Origin of the sequence: Enterobacter cloacae complex sp. EB5, from assembly GCF_031432835.1 — a bacterium.
Taxonomy (GTDB): domain Bacteria; phylum Pseudomonadota; class Gammaproteobacteria; order Enterobacterales; family Enterobacteriaceae; genus Enterobacter; species Enterobacter hormaechei_C.
The window spans coordinates 4324528-4340214 of record NZ_CP133860.1; the positions used below are offsets into that span (position 1 = coordinate 4324528).

The 15687-nt window shown below is 53.6% G+C and carries 16 protein-coding genes; 6 read left to right on the forward strand and 10 right to left on the reverse strand.

Going from position 1 to position 15687, the window contains the following annotated elements:
* Positions 1 to 45: 45 nt before the first annotated feature.
* The 3 genes from RHN82_RS20820 to nifJ form a co-directional block, all read right to left on the reverse strand.
* Positions 46 to 1014: an IS5-like element IS903B family transposase gene (locus tag RHN82_RS20820; protein WP_022649395.1), complete on the reverse strand. Its 969-nt coding sequence runs from the start codon at positions 1012 to 1014 to the stop codon at positions 46 to 48.
* 155 nt (positions 1015 to 1169) lie between these two features.
* Entirely contained in the window at positions 1170 to 2285 is a 1116-nt protein-coding gene (ompC, locus tag RHN82_RS20825; protein WP_047051041.1) for a porin OmpC, read from the reverse strand.
* A 387-nt stretch (positions 2286 to 2672) separates the two neighbouring features.
* Positions 2673 to 6197, reverse strand: coding sequence for a pyruvate:ferredoxin (flavodoxin) oxidoreductase (nifJ, locus tag RHN82_RS20830; protein ID WP_047051042.1), 3525 nt, complete (start codon positions 6195 to 6197; stop codon positions 2673 to 2675).
* Between the two features lie 270 nt (positions 6198 to 6467).
* On the opposite strand from nifJ, the gene RHN82_RS20835 reads away from it, so the two are divergent.
* Positions 6468 to 6734 carry a DUF333 domain-containing protein gene (locus tag RHN82_RS20835; protein WP_003856935.1) on the forward strand — a complete coding sequence of 89 codons (267 nt, stop codon included), beginning with the start codon at positions 6468 to 6470 and terminating at the stop codon, positions 6732 to 6734.
* A gap of 1 nt (position 6735) precedes the next feature.
* Here the strand turns inward: RHN82_RS20835 and hslJ are convergent, their stop codons facing one another.
* The 4 genes from hslJ to RHN82_RS20855 form a co-directional block, all read right to left on the reverse strand.
* A complete protein-coding gene (hslJ, locus tag RHN82_RS20840) occupies positions 6736 to 7173 on the reverse strand; it encodes a heat shock protein HslJ (RefSeq protein ID WP_047051043.1) in 438 nt (145 codons plus the stop codon).
* 123 nt (positions 7174 to 7296) lie between these two features.
* Positions 7297 to 7425: a DUF2474 domain-containing protein gene (locus RHN82_RS20845; protein ID WP_017693358.1), complete on the reverse strand. Its 129-nt coding sequence runs from the start codon at positions 7423 to 7425 to the stop codon at positions 7297 to 7299.
* Entirely contained in the window at positions 7425 to 8435 is a 1011-nt protein-coding gene (gene cydB / locus RHN82_RS20850; protein ID WP_047051044.1) for a cytochrome d ubiquinol oxidase subunit II, read from the reverse strand. The genes RHN82_RS20845 and cydB overlap by 1 nt, the downstream gene beginning before the upstream one ends.
* A gap of 5 nt (positions 8436 to 8440) precedes the next feature.
* Positions 8441 to 9835 (reverse strand): cytochrome ubiquinol oxidase subunit I, encoded by a 1395-nt coding sequence (locus RHN82_RS20855; protein ID WP_047051045.1) that lies wholly within the window; start codon positions 9833 to 9835, stop codon positions 8441 to 8443.
* Positions 9836 to 10228: 393 nt separating this feature from the next.
* Here RHN82_RS20855 and RHN82_RS20860 point away from each other — a divergent pair, with 393 nt between their 5' ends.
* The 3 genes from RHN82_RS20860 to patD all read left to right on the forward strand — a co-directional run bounded on the left by RHN82_RS20860 (position 10229) and on the right by patD (position 13488).
* Positions 10229 to 10417 carry a hypothetical protein gene (locus RHN82_RS20860; protein ID WP_047051046.1) on the forward strand — a complete coding sequence of 63 codons (189 nt, stop codon included), beginning with the start codon at positions 10229 to 10231 and terminating at the stop codon, positions 10415 to 10417.
* Between the two features lie 82 nt (positions 10418 to 10499).
* Positions 10500 to 11924 (forward strand): PLP-dependent aminotransferase family protein, encoded by a 1425-nt coding sequence (locus RHN82_RS20865; protein ID WP_017693361.1) that lies wholly within the window; start codon positions 10500 to 10502, stop codon positions 11922 to 11924.
* 139 nt (positions 11925 to 12063) lie between these two features.
* Positions 12064 to 13488 carry an aminobutyraldehyde dehydrogenase gene (gene patD / locus RHN82_RS20870; protein ID WP_017382269.1) on the forward strand — a complete coding sequence of 475 codons (1425 nt, stop codon included), beginning with the start codon at positions 12064 to 12066 and terminating at the stop codon, positions 13486 to 13488.
* Positions 13489 to 13523: 35 nt separating this feature from the next.
* Here the strand turns inward: patD and RHN82_RS20875 are convergent, their stop codons facing one another.
* The 3 genes from RHN82_RS20875 to RHN82_RS20885 are packed head-to-tail and all read right to left on the reverse strand — an operon-like array spanning position 13524 to position 14417.
* Positions 13524 to 13706 carry a DUF1869 domain-containing protein gene (locus tag RHN82_RS20875; RefSeq protein ID WP_047051047.1) on the reverse strand — a complete coding sequence of 61 codons (183 nt, stop codon included), beginning with the start codon at positions 13704 to 13706 and terminating at the stop codon, positions 13524 to 13526.
* A gap of 3 nt (positions 13707 to 13709) precedes the next feature.
* Entirely contained in the window at positions 13710 to 14063 is a 354-nt protein-coding gene (locus RHN82_RS20880) for a DUF1971 domain-containing protein (protein ID WP_003856958.1), read from the reverse strand.
* Between the two features lie 27 nt (positions 14064 to 14090).
* A complete protein-coding gene (locus tag RHN82_RS20885) occupies positions 14091 to 14417 on the reverse strand; it encodes a DUF1971 domain-containing protein (RefSeq protein ID WP_015570441.1) in 327 nt (108 codons plus the stop codon).
* A gap of 243 nt (positions 14418 to 14660) precedes the next feature.
* Between RHN82_RS20885 and RHN82_RS20890 the strand changes: the two genes are divergently transcribed.
* On the forward strand, positions 14661 to 14834 hold the full coding sequence (locus RHN82_RS20890) for a GhoT/OrtT family toxin (RefSeq protein ID WP_003856960.1): 174 nt from the start codon (positions 14661 to 14663) through the stop codon (positions 14832 to 14834).
* Between the two features lie 86 nt (positions 14835 to 14920).
* Entirely contained in the window at positions 14921 to 15679 is a 759-nt protein-coding gene (locus tag RHN82_RS20895; RefSeq protein ID WP_047051048.1) for an alpha/beta fold hydrolase, read from the forward strand.
* Positions 15680 to 15687: the final 8 nt, after the last annotated feature.

A 15687-nucleotide genomic window follows, 5' to 3' on the forward strand; every position in this document is an offset into this window, starting at 1 on the left:
ATAAATCAGATTTCGGGTAAGTCTCCCCCGTAGCGGGTTGTGTTTTCAGGCAATACGCACGCTTTCAGGCATACCTGCTTTCGTCATTTTGTTCAGCGCTCGTACCAGGGCCATAGCCTCTGCAACCTGACCATCGTAGTCACGCAGTGTCAGTGAACCTCCGAACAGCTGTTTTACCCGGTACATCGCCGTTTCCGCTATCGAGCGACGGTTATAATCTGTTGTCCATTTCCACCGCGCATTACTCCCGGTCAGCCGCTGATTCGCAACAGCACGGTTACGGTCTGCATATTCACCGGGCCAGTAACCCGCGCCTTTTCGGGGCGGGATAAGCGCGCTGATTTTCTTACGCCGCAGTTCATCGTGACAGAGCCGGGTGTCGTAAGCGCCGTCTGCCGATGCTGCCCTGATTTTTCTGTGAGTCTGCCGGATAAGACCCGGGAAGGCTTCTGAGTCCGTCACATTGTTCAGCGACAGGTCTGCACAGATGATTTCATGTGTGTTGCTGTCAACTGCCAGATGCAACTTTCGCCAGATACGGCGGCGTTCCTGGCCATGTTTTTTGACTTTCCATTCGCCTTCACCAAAGACCTTCAGCCCGGTGGAATCAATCACCAGATGCGCGATTTCACCCCGGGTGGGCGTTTTGAAACTGACATTAACCGACTTTGCGCGCTTGCTGACACTGGTGTAATCCGGGCAGCGCAACGGAACATTCATCAGTGTAAAAATGGAATCAATAAAACCCTGTGCAGCCCGCAGGGTCAACCTGAACACGCGTTTAATGACCAGAACGGTGGTGATGGCGAGATCAGAATAGCGCTGAGGTCTTCCCCGTGATGAAGGCGTTGCCGACTCATACCAGGCCTGAATAGCTTCATCATCCAGCCAGAAAGTTATGGAGCCACGGTTGATGAGGGCTTTATTGTAGGTGGGCCAGTTGGTGATTTTGAACTTTTGCTTTGCCACGGAACGGTCTGCGTTGTCGGGAAGATGCGTGATCTGATCCTTCAACTCAGCAAAAGTTCGATTTATTCAACAAAGCCTAATGGATGGAGTAAATCATCCTATGGATGGCGACAGCGGGGTATTTGGTTATCTCTCTTTCCGTAAAGAACAGGCGAAACAGCGGTAAAAATTAGCCCGCAGATCGTTGCGGGCTAACGGGATTAGAACTGGTAAACCAGACCTAACGCTACGATGTCATCCGTACCGATGCCATTGTTTTTGTAGAATGAATCATCTTCATCCAGCAGGTTGATTTTATAATCAACATAGGTGGACATATTTTTGTTGAAATAATAGGTAGCACCGACGTCAGCATATTTCACCAGGTCTTTATCGTCCTGGCCATTGCCCAGGTCTTTACCTTTAGACTGCAAATAGGAAATAGCTGGACGCAGACCGAAATCGAACTGATATTGTGCGGTCACTTCGAAGTTTTGGGTTTTGTTTGCCACGGTGTTTTCGTCATGAGCATCACCGTATGGCGTCATATTACGTGTTTCGGAATACATCGCCGCCAGATAGATGTTGTTTGCATCGTATTTCAGGCCAGCAGTCCATGCATCCGCTTTATCACCACCCGCAGTGGTATGCATTTCCTGATCGTTGGTACGGTCAGATGACGCATATGCCGCGCCCGCGCTGAAGCCCATGCCGAAATCATAAGTCGCGGAGAGACCATAACCGTCGCCATTCTCATGACGTACATCGCGGCCGTTGTTAGTGCCTTCCTGATTGTTGCTGGCATCTTCATTATTACCCTGATACTGCACCGCGAAGTTCAGACCCTGCACCAGACCAAAGAAGTCGGTGTTACGGTAGGTCGCCACGCCGTTTGCACGACCAGTCATAAAGTTATCGGCATAAGTATAAGAGTCGCCACCAATTTCTGGCAGCATATCGGTCCAGCCTTCAACGTCGTACAGGACGCCATAGTTACGGCCATAATCGAAGGAGCCGTAGTCGCCCACCTTCACACCCGCGAAGGCCAGACGCGTCCAGGACTGATTGTCAGACCCTTCGGTGTTGTTTGCCTGAATGTTGTATTCCCACTGCGCGTAACCGGTCATCATGTCGTTGATTTGGGTTTCACCTTTAAAACCCAGACGCATATAGGTTTGATCGCCATCTTTAGAGGCGTCGTCAGAGAAATAATGCAGACCATCTACTTTGCCATACAGATCCAGTTTATTGCCGTCTTTATTATAAATTTCAGCTGCGTGAGCGGCGCCAGCCATTAACAAAGCGGGGATCATCAGTGCCAGTACTTTTCTTTGCATTTTGATTATTCCTTTGCAGTTATTTTTTTATTACTTCGTGAACTTTCCGGGCTGGAAAGGTGTCCCATGCTAAATCACTCTGGCGGCGGATGAATAAAATATAATTGTTACGGGTTAAGTAAAATCTAAACTAAATGATGCGGTTGAAATAACGATAGATGTCATGAATGAATCATTGTAATTAATACAAAATAAAAATTATTAATTACAGGGAAAACAAGGTAATCTCCACGCCGTTATATGCCTTTAAGATTTTTTCATCCATAATTCACGTGAATATTGTTCAGAACATTGAGACAATTTTCACCGATCTTCTGGATTCGCCCGGTGCACGTGCATCGGGCTTTTTTATGGCAAAAAAATGCCCGGACAAGCCGGGCATATAGGTTATTCACTGGTCGACTTTTCGGCTTTCCCTGCCAGTTGCGCCAGGAAGTCATAACGCTTCTGAAGATCCGCTGCCGCATCCTTCCATAGCTGCTCTGCTACTTCAGGCTGTTGGGCGTTCAGCCTGCGGAAACGCTGCTCCTGAAGTAAGGTTTCGGCAAGGGCGTCTGACGGCGGACGCGAATCCAGCGCCAGCGGCAATTTCCCTTCATCGGCACGGCGCGGGTCAAAGCGGTACAGTGGCCAGAAGCCGGTTGCGGTGAGCTGACGCATCTGGTCGTGGCTGAGCGCCAGATCGTAGCCATGCTCCTCACACGGACTGTAGGCGATGATCAACGACGGCCCTGGATACGCTTCCGCTTCCTGGATGGCTTTCACCGTCTGGTTGAGCTGTGCGCCCAGCGAAATCTGCGCGACGTAGACGTGTCCATACATCATCATGCTGACGCCCAAATCTTTACGCGCCTTGCGCTTACCATGTTCACCAAATTTGGTGACCGCCCCCAATGGCGTTGCTTTCGAGGCCTGTCCACCGGTGTTGGAATAGCACTGAGTATCGAGCACCAGAATATTGACGTTTTCGGTCAGGCTCAGGACATGATCAAGACCACCGAAACCAATATCGTAGGCCCAGCCGTCGCCGCCGATCAGCCAGACAGATTTTTCAACCAGCGCGTCAGCATCAGTCAGGAGTTGTTCAGCCCCTTCAACACCCTGAAGCGCGTTGCGCAGTTCAGCAACCTGCGCGCGACGAACGTCAGGTGTGGCCTCCGCATGCAGGGCATCATTCAGTTCTGCCGGGATCTTATCGGCAAACTGTGCCAGGAGACGCATTACGCGGGCGCGGTGCTGATCGACCGTCAGACGGAATCCCAGACCAAATTCTGCGTTGTCCTCGAAAAGTGAGTTTGCCCACGCCGGGCCGCGACCGTTCGCGTCGGTGGTGTACGGCGTGGACGGCAGGTTACCCCCGTAGATCGACGAGCAGCCCGTCGCGTTGGCAATCAGCATCCGGTCGCCGTAAAGCTGGGTAAGCAGTTTGATATACGGCGTTTCGCCGCAGCCGGAGCACGCCCCGGAGTACTCGAAGAGCGGGGTGATGAGCTGCGAGGTACGAATGTCAATGCGTTCCAGCTTGTTGCGATCGATTTCGGGCAGGTCGAGGAAGAAATCATAATTCACTTTCTCTTCTTCAACATGTTCAAGACGCGACATCATATTGATGGCTTTGATTGACGGCTCCTGACGATCTTTCGCCGGGCACACCTCGACGCACAGGTTACAGCCGGTGCAGTCTTCCGGCGCCACCTGTAGGACATATTTCTGACCACGCATATCGCGGGATTTTACATCCAGCGAGTGCAAACTTTCCGGTGCGCCATCTAACGCTTCTGGCGACACCACTTTGGCGCGAATGGCCGAGTGCGGGCAGGCCGCCACGCAGTGGTTGCACTGGGTGCACAGCTCTTCTTTCCAGATAGGGATCGCTTCGGCAATGTTGCGTTTTTCCCAGCGGGTCGTGCCCATCGGCCAAGTTCCGTCAGGCGGAAGCGCAGAGACGGGAAGGGTGTCGCCCAGTCCGGCAAGCATCGCCGCCGTGACGGTTTTGACGAAATCCGGGGCGGCGTCAGACACCACGGGCGGCCGGTTCGGACTGCTGGCATTGACCGGCTGTAACGGCACCGCGAAAAGCGATTCGCGGGCCAGCGCCAGCGCCTGCCAGTTGCGCTCAACCAGCTCCTGACCTTTGCTGCTGTAGCTTTTGGCGATCGCACCCTGAAGCTCCATCAGCGCGCTGTCGCCCGGCAGAATATTAGTCAGATGGAAGAACGCCATCTGCATAACCGTATTGATGCGCGCGGCCAGGCCGCATTCGCGGGCGATCTTCGCGGCGTTAATGACATACAGGCGCGCCTGTTTCTGGTTAAGCACCGCCTGGACTTCCTGGGGCAGGCGTGCCCAGACCTCGTCGGCGCTGTAAGGGGTGTTGATCAGGAAAATACCGCCGGGCTTCAGGCGCTCGGCCATCTGATATTTATCAATGAACTGGAGCTGGTGACAGCCAACAAAATCGGCCTGAGAAATCAGGTATGCCGAGCGGATAGGGTGTTCGCTGACGCGCAGGTGGGAGACGGTCAGTCCGCCCGCTTTTTTGGAATCGTAGACGAAATACCCTTGCGCATACCACGGCGTGGAGTTGCCGATAATTTTGATGTTGTTCTTGGTCGCCGAGACGCTGCCGTCACTGCCCAGACCGTAGAACAGCGCTTCCAGTTTCGCATTGGAGGGCAGGGTGTTTTCCGGCAAGGGCAGAGAAAGGTTAGTCACGTCATCATAAATGCCGACCGTAAAGCGCGGCTTCGGTTTTGCCTCGCGCAGTTCAGCAAATACCGCCAGGACGCACTCCGGCCCGAACTCTTTGGAAGACAACCCATAACGCCCGCCAATGACGCGCGGCAGCGTTTCGCGCTCACCGCGGTTAAACGCCTCAGCCAGAGCGGTCATCACATCCAGATAAAGTGGTTCAGCCTGTGCGCCAGGCTCTTTGGTGCGGTCCAGTACCGCCACGGCACGCGCGCTATCCGGCAGGGCTGCGAGCAGGTGTTCTGCTGAGAAGGGACGGTAGAGGCGAACTTTGAGCACGCCAACTTTCTCTCCACGCGTCAATAGCTCATCAACCACCTCTTCACAGGTGCCGATGGCGGAGCCCATCAGGACGATCACGCGCTCGGCCTGCGGATGACCGTAATATTCAAACGGCTTATATTCGCGGCCCGTCACAGCGGCAAAATCGTCCATCGCCTGTTCAACGTGCGCATAGACCGCGTTGTACCACGGGTTTGTCGCCTCGCGGGACTGGAAATAGGTATCCGGGTTCGCAGAGGTACCCCGGATCACCGGATGTTCCGGATTGAGGGCGCGAGCGCGATGCGCATCGATGTCCGCCTGCGGCAGCAGATTCAGAATGGTGTCGTCCGGCAGTGGAACGATTTTATTGATCTCGTGGGAGGTACGGAAACCATCGAAGAAATGAATAAATGGCACACGGCTTTTCAGCGTGGCGATATGCGAAATCAGCGCGAAGTCCTGCGCTTCCTGCACGCTGCTGGCGCAGAGCATAGCGCAGCCGGTCTGACGCACGGCCATCACGTCTGAGTGGTCGCCAAAAATAGAGAGAGCGTGAGTGGCTACGGTGCGTGCGGCAACGTGCAACACAAACGGCGTTAATTGCCCAGCCAGCTTGTAAAGCGTGGGGATCATCAACAGCAGCCCCTGAGACGACGTGAACGAGGTCGACAGGGCGCCGGTCTGCAACGCACCATGCACGGTGGCAATGGCACCGGCTTCGGACTGCATCTCTACAACCCGCGGGACATCGCCCCAGACGTTTTTTATCCCATTACCCGCCCAGGCGTCAGCCTGTTCAGCCATCGTGGAGCTGGGCGTGATGGGGTAGATGGCGATCACTTCGCTGGTACGAAACGCAACAGACGCGACTGCACCATTGCCGTCAATAGTTTGCATAGGACAACACCCTTACATTGCGCAAAAAGAGGGGCCTGTAAAACGACGACAGACCCTGAATATTATCTGTGTATTTTAGCAAAGCTCAGGTTTTACGATTTTCGCTTTTGTGTCCTTGGTATGCGCTGTATCAATGACTCGATGGCTATTCGCGTTAAAAAATTGCGAGAAATTGTTACCAGGGCGCATAAATACGCACATCCGCTCTCGACGATGCGGCGCGTGATGCCTATTATGCATAGGTTTCGCGTTAATTATGGGGAGGAAGGTATGCGTTCAGCATTTTGGGTCGGATGTGCCGCGTTACTGTTGTCGGCATGCAGCAATGAACCTGTACAGCAGGCGACAGCGGCACACGTTACGCCGGGTATGCGAGCGGCGATGTCCAGTTCAGGTCAGGCCAACTGCGCAATGATCGGCGGTTCACTCTCCGTTGCCCGTCAGCTTGACGGCTCCGCCATCGGCATGTGCGCATTGCCAAATGGCAAACGCTGTAGTGAGCAGTCGCTTGCCGTAGGTTCGTGCGGAAGTTACTGAGTTATTCAACTCGCTTAAACATCAATGTTTTATTGGCTGTCGCCAGCGTTAACTGGTCTTCGGTCAGGTCTACCTGTGCGCCTGTGCGTAGCATATCGGCGATGGTCTGATCCAGTTCATTTAGCTGCGGCTCGGTGCAGAGTTTCCGCGTCATTGCCAGCGTTTTGACCGTCAACTCGCCTTCGGACAGTTTCCCCTGGCCGTTGAAGCCGTTGCACATTGTGCCGGAGACGACAATGTTGTTAATCAGGCTGATATTGGGTTGCGCACTGAAGCGAATTTCAGGCTGCGTTTTCCCGCCTTTAACTGCTTTGCCATCCACATTTTCCAGAACGAAACGGTGATTCTCTAACTGATCGGTCTGAACGGAGGCTTTACCAGGATTAACGCATCCAGCCAGTGCGAGGCTGATTAAACATACTGCCGCGAGCTTTTTCATTTTTCTTCTCAAACTATCAATGCTGTAAATATTTTTTCAGTGTAACCATACCCTCCTGGGTGTTAATGGGGTTTATCTGAAAGTGCGGGAAGGGACCGGGCGGCGGCGCACCCGGTCAGTGAGTTAGTGCGATTTAAATCCGGCTGCGGCCATCAGCATTTTAAAGAGCATACTTACGCAGGCCAGCGCCAGGACGCTTCCGCCCCAGATGATGGCAAGCCACATCAAACGTTTCCATACAGGTTGTTGCATCAGTGATAACCCTCCCCATGCTGTACTTTTCCGCGAAAAACGTAATAACTCCAGAAGGTGTAGACCAGAATCACGGGAATGATCAACAGTGCACCCACTAACATAAAGCCCTGGCTTTGGGCTGGCGCAGCGGCCTGCCACAGGGTAATGTCCGGCGGGATGATATGCGGCCAGATGCTGATCCCAAGCCCGCTAAACCCAAGAAAAACCAGCCCTAACGTCATGATAAACGGCAGAGTATGGCTCGCAGGATCGTTCAGGCAGCGCCACTGGCACAGACTCAGGATCGCAACCAGCGCAGGGACAGGCAGCAGATAAAACAGATTCGGCAGCGTAAACCAGCGCGCAGCAATGGCTGGCTGGGCGAGAGGGGTCCAGATACTGATTACCGCAATGAATACCAGAAGCAGGGGCAGAAGCACTTTCGACACCTGCCGCATCCGTTGTTGCAGGGCATTTTCGCTTTTCATTACCAGCCACGTTGATCCTAACAGCGCGTAAGCCACCACAAGACCCGCGCCGCAGAAAAAATTGAACGCGGTAAACCAGTCAAACGGACCACCGCTGTAAGCGCGACCGGTGACGCTGAACCCCTGAATGACCGCGCCGACGGTGATGCCCTGGCTGAAGGTAGCCACAATCGACCCGCCAATAAAGGCCTTATCCCAGAACGGGCGGTGAGCCGGAGTGGCCTTGAAGCGAAATTCGAAGGCGACGCCACGAAATATAAGCCCGATCAGCATTATTGTCAGTGGAATGGTTAGCGCGTCGATGATAACCGCATAAGCGAGAGGAAAGGCGCCAAACAGGGCCGCACCGCCGAGCACCAGCCAGGTTTCGTTGCCGTCCCAGACGGGAGCCACGCTGTTGACCATCACGTCGCGATCGTCCGCATTCGGCATTGCGGGAAACAGGATACCTATCCCCAGATCAAAACCGTCCATCACGATATACATCAATGTGGCGAAAACGATAATCACGAACCAGATAATGGAAAGATCGATACCCATTACGGTTACTCCTTAAATTCAGTGGTGACGGCAGAAAGCGGACGAGCAGGGCGGCCATCAGATTCAGTCGCGAAGGATCCATGGTGCTGCGGCCCTTTTTTAATCAGACGCACCATATAGCTGTAACCCACGCCGAACACCGCGGTATAAACCACGAAGAAGGCCAGCAAACTGACGCTCATGTGCAGATCGCCATGCGCGGAGACCGCATCCTTCGTACGCTGTAGACCATAGACGACCCACGGCTGGCGGCCGACCTCCGTTGTTACCCATCCAGCGAGGATCGCGATCAGCCCGGACGGCCCCATCAGCAGGGCAAACCACAGGAAGGAACGTGAGGTATAAAGGCGCTGTTTGTAACGCAGCCAGACCGCCGTCACGCCCAGGAGCAGCATCAACATCCCCAGGCCAGCCATGATGCGAAAAGACCAGAAGACAATGGTGGCGTTCGGGCGATCTTCTTTCGGGAACTCCTTCAATGCCGGAACCTGTTTATCGAGACTGTGGGTCAGGATCAGGCTGCCGAGCGCGGGAATTTCCAGGCCAAAACGGGTCCGTTCCTGCTCCATATCCGGCCAGCCAAACAGCAGCAGTGGAGTAGGCTCACCCGGCGGATTCTCCCAGTGGCCTTCAATGGCGGCTATTTTCGCTGGCTGGTGTTTTAAGGTATTAAGCCCGTGCATATCACCCACCAGCGCCTGGACGGGTGCCACGATCAACGTCATCCACAACGCCATGGAGAACATGGTGCGAATCGCGGGCGTATTGTTTCCGCGCAGCAAATGCCAGGCCGCGGAGGCACCGACAAACAGTGCGCTGCTGAGAAATGCCGCTATCGACATGTGCAGCAGGCGGTAAGGGAAGGAGGGGTTAAACACCACGGCAAACCAGTCCACCGGAACGACCTGACCGTTGATGATTTCATACCCTTGCGGTGTCTGCATCCAGCTGTTTGACGAGAGGATCCAGAACGTAGACATGAGGGTCCCCAGTGCGACCATGCAGGTCGAAAAGAAGTGCAGCCCCGGCCCGACCTTATTCCAGCCAAACAACATTACTCCGAGAAACCCCGCCTCAAGGAAGAACGCGGTAAGCACTTCATAGGTCAGCAGGGGGCCGGTAATACTGCCCGCGAACTGCGAAAACCCGCTCCAGTTGGTGCCAAACTGATAAGCCATCACCAGGCCGGAGACTACGCCCATCCCAAAGTTGACGGCGAAGATCTTCGACCAGAAATGGTACAGCGAGCGCCAGACGGGATTTTTTGTTTTCAGCCACAGCCCTTCCAGCACGGCGAGATAGCTCGCCAGGCCAATGGTTATCGCCGGAAAAATAATATGAAAGGATACGGTAAAGGCGAACTGTATTCGCGCAAGATGAAACGCATCTAAACCAAACATGCACTGCCTCAATGTTAAACGGTGTACTGTTATGATAGAGAGGCGGCAAATGAGATATCAGAAGCAGAATTTGATAAATTATCTATAACAGTTGTGGGAAAAGCTGAACTTTATCTGGCTGATATAGTTAACAAGGAAGAATAAAAAATTTCTTTTTATGATTTTTACGCATTAAACAGCTTGCTTTGTCGCCAGCAACATGCGTTAATGGATTTCTGGTTTTGAATCCAAATAAATATCTGACGTAGTTTTATAAAGCAGTTCTCATCACGTTGTGCCTCTCCGCAGCCTCTCTTGGGTCTTTATCTACATTCCGATTCGTTTTGTATCGAACCATTTTTTGCCTGATCGGCTCATGAGTAATTTACGTTTTTACGTTTACAGGAGAATCCTATGACTTCTTATATCCATTTCCGCTGCCCATGCTGTCATGGCTCGCAGTACCGCACCTCAGCTTTTGATGTGTCTGAAAAAAATCCGTTCGGCGCGAAATGCATTTTCTGCAAATCGTCGATGATTACGCTCGACCACCTGGCCGCAGCGCGTTCGGCTCAAAATCACATTACTGAGTACCGCAAGTAATCTGCCGCGTTTCCTATAACAGTTAGCAAAATCTTCTCTTTTTCTCCTGCTGATATACACTGTCAGCAATAAGGAGAATCTGATGAAAAAATACCAGCGTCTGGCGCAACAAATTATCTCGCAGATTGAGCTTGGCGTATGGTTGCCGGGCGATAAGCTGCCTTCTCTGCGAGAGCAGGTGGCAAGCAGCGGCATGAGTTTTATGACCGTGGGCCACGCGTATCAGATGCTGGAAAGTCAGGGGCGCATTGTTGCCAGACCGCAGTCAGGCTATTACGTTGCCGCCCGCCCGACCACACACCAGCCTGCACCGCCCGCGCAGGTGATGCGCGATGAAGTGGTCGACATCAACACCTATATCTTCGACGTGCTACAGGCCAGCCGCGACCCCTCCGTTGTCCCTTTTGCCTCGGCGTTTCCCGATCCGCGCCTTTTCCCGCTTCAGCAACTCAACCGATCGCTGGCTAACGTCAGCAAAACCGCTACCGCCATGAGCGTGATCGAAAACCTGCCGCCGGGTAACGTCGACTTACGTCATGCCATTGCCCGTCGCTACGCTCAGCAGGGAATGAATATCTCCCCGGATGAAATTGTGATCACCGCGGGCGCGCTTGAGGCGCTCAACCTCAGTTTGCAGGCTGTGACTGAACCAGGGGACTGGGTTATCGTTGAAAACCCCTGTTTTTATGGCGCACTCCAGGCGCTTGAACGTCTGAAACTGAAAGCGCTGTCGGTTGCCACTGACGTGCGTGAGGGCATCGATCTCAGTGCCCTTGAGCAGGCGTTAAATGATTATCCGGTGAAAGCCTGCTGGCTGATGACCAACAGTCAGAACCCGCTCGGCTTCACGCTGAGTGCAGAGAAGAAAGCTCAGCTGGTGGCCTTACTCACCCGGCATAACGTCACGCTGATTGAAGACGATGTTTACAGCGAACTCTACTTTGGCCGCGAAAAGCCGCTTCCGGCAAAGGCCTGGGATAAGCAGGATATGACGTTGCACTGCTCTTCATTTTCCAAATGTCTGGTGGCTGGTTTCCGTATTGGCTGGGTGGCGGCGGGAAAACATGCGCGCCGTATTCAGCAGTTGCAGCTGATGAGTACGTTATCCACCAGCTCTCCCATGCAGCTGGCGCTGGTGGATTACCTGGCGACCAAACGTTACGACGCCCACCTTCGTCGCCTGCGACGCACGCTTGCTGAACGCAAACAGCAGGCCTGGCAATCGCTTTTGCGTCATATGCCTGCCGGCGTCAAAATCCATCATAACGACAGCGGCTACTTTTTATGGCTTGAACTGCCTGAACAGCTGGATGCGGGGCGGTTGAGCGAGAAGGCGTTAACCCATCAAATCAGCATTGCGCCCGGCAAGATGTTTTCCACCTCCAATATCTGGACACCGTTTTTCCGTTTCAATACCTCATGGGGCTGGGGCGAGCGGGAGGAGCAGGCGGTCGTCCAGCTGGCGGGGTTAATCCGCGAAATGATGCTGCACCCAGTCACACCTTGATGAAAATTCCTGAAGCGACATGACGCGCGGTCTACCTTTAGTAAGGGAGTGCGGATTGGTAACGTGACGTTGTCACGTTTATGGCCGCCAGAACGTGCGCTGACAGCGAAAACAATGTCGATTTCAACAGGACGATGCTATGCAAAATCAATTGCTGATTAATGGTGAACTGGTGACCGGCGAAGGTGAGAAGCAGGCGGTTTATAATCCTGCCACGGGTGAAGTGCTGCTGGAGATGGCTGAAGCGTCGGCAGCACAGGTGGACGCTGCCGTCCAGGCTGCCGATCGCGCGTTCACAGAGTGGGGACAAACGACGCCGAAAACGCGCGCCGAATGTCTGTTGAAACTGGCTGATGTGATAGAAGCCAACGCTGACGCGTTCGCAAAACTGGAGTCCCTTAACTGCGGGAAACCGCTGCACTGTGTCCAGGGGGACGAGATCCCGGCCGTGGTCGATGTGTTTCGCTTCTTTGCCGGGGCTGCCCGTTGCCTGAACGGGCTGGCTGCCGGAGAATACCTCGAAGGACATACCTCGATGATCCGCCGCGACCCGGTTGGCGTTGTCGCCTCTATTGCCCCCTGGAACTACCCTCTGATGATGGCGGCGTGGAAGCTGGCGCCCGCGCTGGCGGCGGGAAACTGTGTCGTCATCAAGCCATCTGAAATCACCCCGTTGACGGCGCTGAAGCTGGCGGAACTGGCGAAAGATATCTTCCCGCCAGGCGTGCTGAACGTGCTGTTTGGTCGCGGCAAAACCGTAGGAGATCCGCTGACCGGCCACGAAAAAGTCCGTATGGTTTCTCTCACTGGCTCTATTGCCACCGGAGAACATATTATCGGGCATACCGCATCTTCAGTGAAACGTACCCATATGGAATTGGGCGGAAAAGCCCCGGTTATTGTCTTTGACGATGCAGATTTGGATGCCGTGGTTGAAGGCGTGCGTACGTTTGGTTTCTACAATGCTGGTCAGGATTGTACCGCAGCCTGTCGTATCTATGCCCAGAAGGGGATTTACCCCGCGCTGGTCGAAAAGCTGGGCGCAGCCGTTGCCAGCCTGAAAATGGGCGCGCCGGACGATGCGTCAACCGAGCTGGGCCCGCTCAGCTCCGCAGCGCATCTTTCCCGCGTTTGTGCTGCCGTGGACGAAGCCAAAACCCTTGGACATATCCGCGTCGTCACCGGTGGCAGTAAAAGTGAGGGGGCAGGATATTACTTTCAGCCAACGCTGCTGGCCGGGGCGAAGCAGGAAGATGCGATCGTCCAGCGAGAAGTGTTTGGCCCGGTGGTTAGCGTGACAGAATTTGAGGATGAAGCGCAGGTACTGAACTGGGCTAACGATTCGCAATACGGCCTGGCCTCGTCCGTCTGGACAAAAGACGTCGGACGCGCCCATCGACTTAGCGCGCGGTTGCAGTATGGCTGCACCTGGGTCAATACCCATTTTATGCTGGTGAGCGAAATGCCGCACGGCGGGATGAAGTTATCCGGTTATGGCAAAGATATGTCGGTCTACGGACTTGAGGATTATACGGTAGTCCGGCATGTGATGATCAAACACTAAACCCTCATGCCCGGCGCAGTGCCGGGCGATTCAGCTTACCAGCCACAGACCTCGTGTTCATTTTCCGTATCGTAGGCGCGAACGGTGTTCACCAGATCCTTCACGACATCTGCCGCGACGTCCGGGATCAACAGCTCCATTGGCGCTTCTGTCTCATAATCCACCGACACGCCGTTGCTGTTGTTGGTGACGGTCACGGTATAGGTAGTCTTACCCATTATTTACTCCTTATGCGTGTTGACCACTTTACCGATGCCCGCACCGCTGAGCGTGACGGCAGGATCCGCGAAAAAGTCGATATTAAAATAGGTGTCGTCGGTCAGTAGCTCAATGCGGTGCCATTTTTGCGGTGGGGAGATGCCAAAAGAACCGGCCTCAATAACCACTTCCAGATCGGGCTCGGTGGCGTCGCCATCGGCAAAGCCAAAGTAACGCACCGCACCCTGCATGACGGACAACCGACCGTACACGCCGGCTTTGGTGTTGTGATGGGTAAAAAGCGCTTTTGGGGCGGTCTCTTTATTCCAGAACGGCGTCGAGCGGGTATGAACAAAGTTTTCAGGAATACGTAACATCATAGTTTCCTTCATGTTGGCGGGTGCTTAAAGGGATTTAAGCACCTCAGGTTCAACAAAGAATTCAATATTGAACAGGGTGTCGTCGGTCATCACCTCAATGTGGTGCCATCTCTCTGGCGGGAAAACGCCGAAACGACCCGCTTCAATGACGAGCTCGCTGTCAGGCTCAGGTGTGAATTCATCAGCATAGCCCAGATAACGCACTGCGCCACGCATCACCGACAGGCGAGGGTAAACGCCCGGACGCGTGCCCGTATCCAGGTGACGTTTAAAAATGCCGGCGGGGGCCGTTTCTTTGTTCCAGAAAGGCGTGGAACGGGTGTGAATGCAACTCTGCGGAATGCGTAGCATGTTTCCTCCCTTAAAAGCCTGCTGTTATTAAACTGCTTTCTGCGGGGATGGATTTATCAAAAAGTGCATTTAATATGCACCTTATCAATAATAACCGTTTTGCTTTACCCGGCGTTGTTACACAAGATACTCAGTTGTTATTATCCTTAGTATTTAAGTGGTTATGATGTAACGAAAAAACTTGATCTGTGTCAACATATGACGCATATTGCGTGCGGTTATTTTTCGGCTCAGGTAAACAGAATGACGTTGTATCAAAAGATGTTGGTGTTCTACGCAATCATGGCCTCCATCTGCGCATTAATCACCTGGTTCCTGTCTAAAGATCGTAAACGTATTCGCCTGTTGAGCGCATTCCTGGTGGGTTCCACCTGGCCGATGAGCTTTCCTGTTGCCCTGTTGATCTCTCTTTTCTGAAGCACGCTTCCAGAATCGGCATCCAGACATAGCATTCCATACATTCAGGCTGTATAAATATACAGTCTGTCCTACATGGAGTGCTTATGAACAGTTTCTATTCGCAGCATGCAGGCTGCACTGTGCGCTGGCAGGATCTTCCCGGTGTCGGTGACCCGGTTGTGTTTATCCACGGGTTGGGCTGTGCATCGTCGTATGAATATCCTCGTATTGTCTGTGATACCCGTTTCGGGGGGCGCAGAGCCATTCTGATCGATCTTCCCGGTAGCGGTTACAGTGACAAACCTGACAACTACCGTTATCGCACGAGCGAACAGGCGCAGGTGGTGGTTGAACTGTTAAACCATCTCGGCCTGGATAGTCTCTGGCTGTATGGTCATAGCATGGGGGGGAGTATCGCGATCGAAACGGCAGCACTGTTAACGTCGCGCGTTAAGGGCCTGATAGTATCTGAACCCAATTTTCATGCGGGTGGCGGGATGTTCAGCCGAGCAATTGCGGCCCAAACGGAACAACATTTTCTGGCTCAGGGCTATGATGACATGCTGCGGGCAGAAACGTCGCCATGGGCTGGAAGCCTTCAAAGCAATGCTCCCTGGGCCGTCTGGCGCGGCGCAACAAGCCTGGTCGAGGGCGTTAAACCTGACTGGGAACACCTGTTCTTGTCATTGCGCTGCCCGGTAATGTTAGTTTTTGGTGAGCGATCCCTGCCTGATGACGATTTTAATCGCCTGCAACAAAACGGCGTTGCTGTAAAAATTATCCCTGATGCGGGCCATTCAATGTCCTGGGAAAACCCGTCAGCGTTGGCTCAGGCTTTGTCTGGCTTCATAAACGGCTCATGAAGGGGCAG

Excerpts from the sequence above, each read along its gene's own strand:
- ompC (WP_047051041.1), bottom strand. The coding sequence starts at position 2,285 with ATGCAAAGAAAAGTACTGGCACTGATGATCCCCGCTTTGTTAATGGCT.
- nifJ (WP_047051042.1), bottom strand. The coding sequence starts at position 6,197 with ATGCAAACTATTGACGGCAATGGTGCAGTCGCGTCTGTTGCGTTTCGT.
- RHN82_RS20835 (WP_003856935.1), top strand. The coding sequence starts at position 6,468 with ATGCGTTCAGCATTTTGGGTCGGATGTGCCGCGTTACTGTTGTCGGCA.
- hslJ (WP_047051043.1), bottom strand. The coding sequence starts at position 7,173 with ATGAAAAAGCTCGCGGCAGTATGTTTAATCAGCCTCGCACTGGCTGGA.
- RHN82_RS20845 (WP_017693358.1), bottom strand. The coding sequence starts at position 7,425 with ATGCAACAACCTGTATGGAAACGTTTGATGTGGCTTGCCATCATCTGG.
- cydB (WP_047051044.1), bottom strand. The coding sequence starts at position 8,435 with ATGGGTATCGATCTTTCCATTATCTGGTTCGTGATTATCGTTTTCGCC.
- RHN82_RS20855 (WP_047051045.1), bottom strand. The coding sequence starts at position 9,835 with ATGTTTGGTTTAGATGCGTTTCATCTTGCGCGAATACAGTTCGCCTTT.
- RHN82_RS20860 (WP_047051046.1), top strand. The coding sequence starts at position 10,229 with ATGACTTCTTATATCCATTTCCGCTGCCCATGCTGTCATGGCTCGCAG.
- RHN82_RS20865 (WP_017693361.1), top strand. The coding sequence starts at position 10,500 with ATGAAAAAATACCAGCGTCTGGCGCAACAAATTATCTCGCAGATTGAG.
- patD (WP_017382269.1), top strand. The coding sequence starts at position 12,064 with ATGCAAAATCAATTGCTGATTAATGGTGAACTGGTGACCGGCGAAGGT.
- RHN82_RS20875 (WP_047051047.1), bottom strand. The coding sequence starts at position 13,706 with ATGGGTAAGACTACCTATACCGTGACCGTCACCAACAACAGCAACGGC.
- RHN82_RS20880 (WP_003856958.1), bottom strand. The coding sequence starts at position 14,063 with ATGTTACGTATTCCTGAAAACTTTGTTCATACCCGCTCGACGCCGTTC.
- RHN82_RS20885 (WP_015570441.1), bottom strand. The coding sequence starts at position 14,417 with ATGCTACGCATTCCGCAGAGTTGCATTCACACCCGTTCCACGCCTTTC.
- RHN82_RS20890 (WP_003856960.1), top strand. The coding sequence starts at position 14,661 with ATGACGTTGTATCAAAAGATGTTGGTGTTCTACGCAATCATGGCCTCC.
- RHN82_RS20895 (WP_047051048.1), top strand. The coding sequence starts at position 14,921 with ATGAACAGTTTCTATTCGCAGCATGCAGGCTGCACTGTGCGCTGGCAG.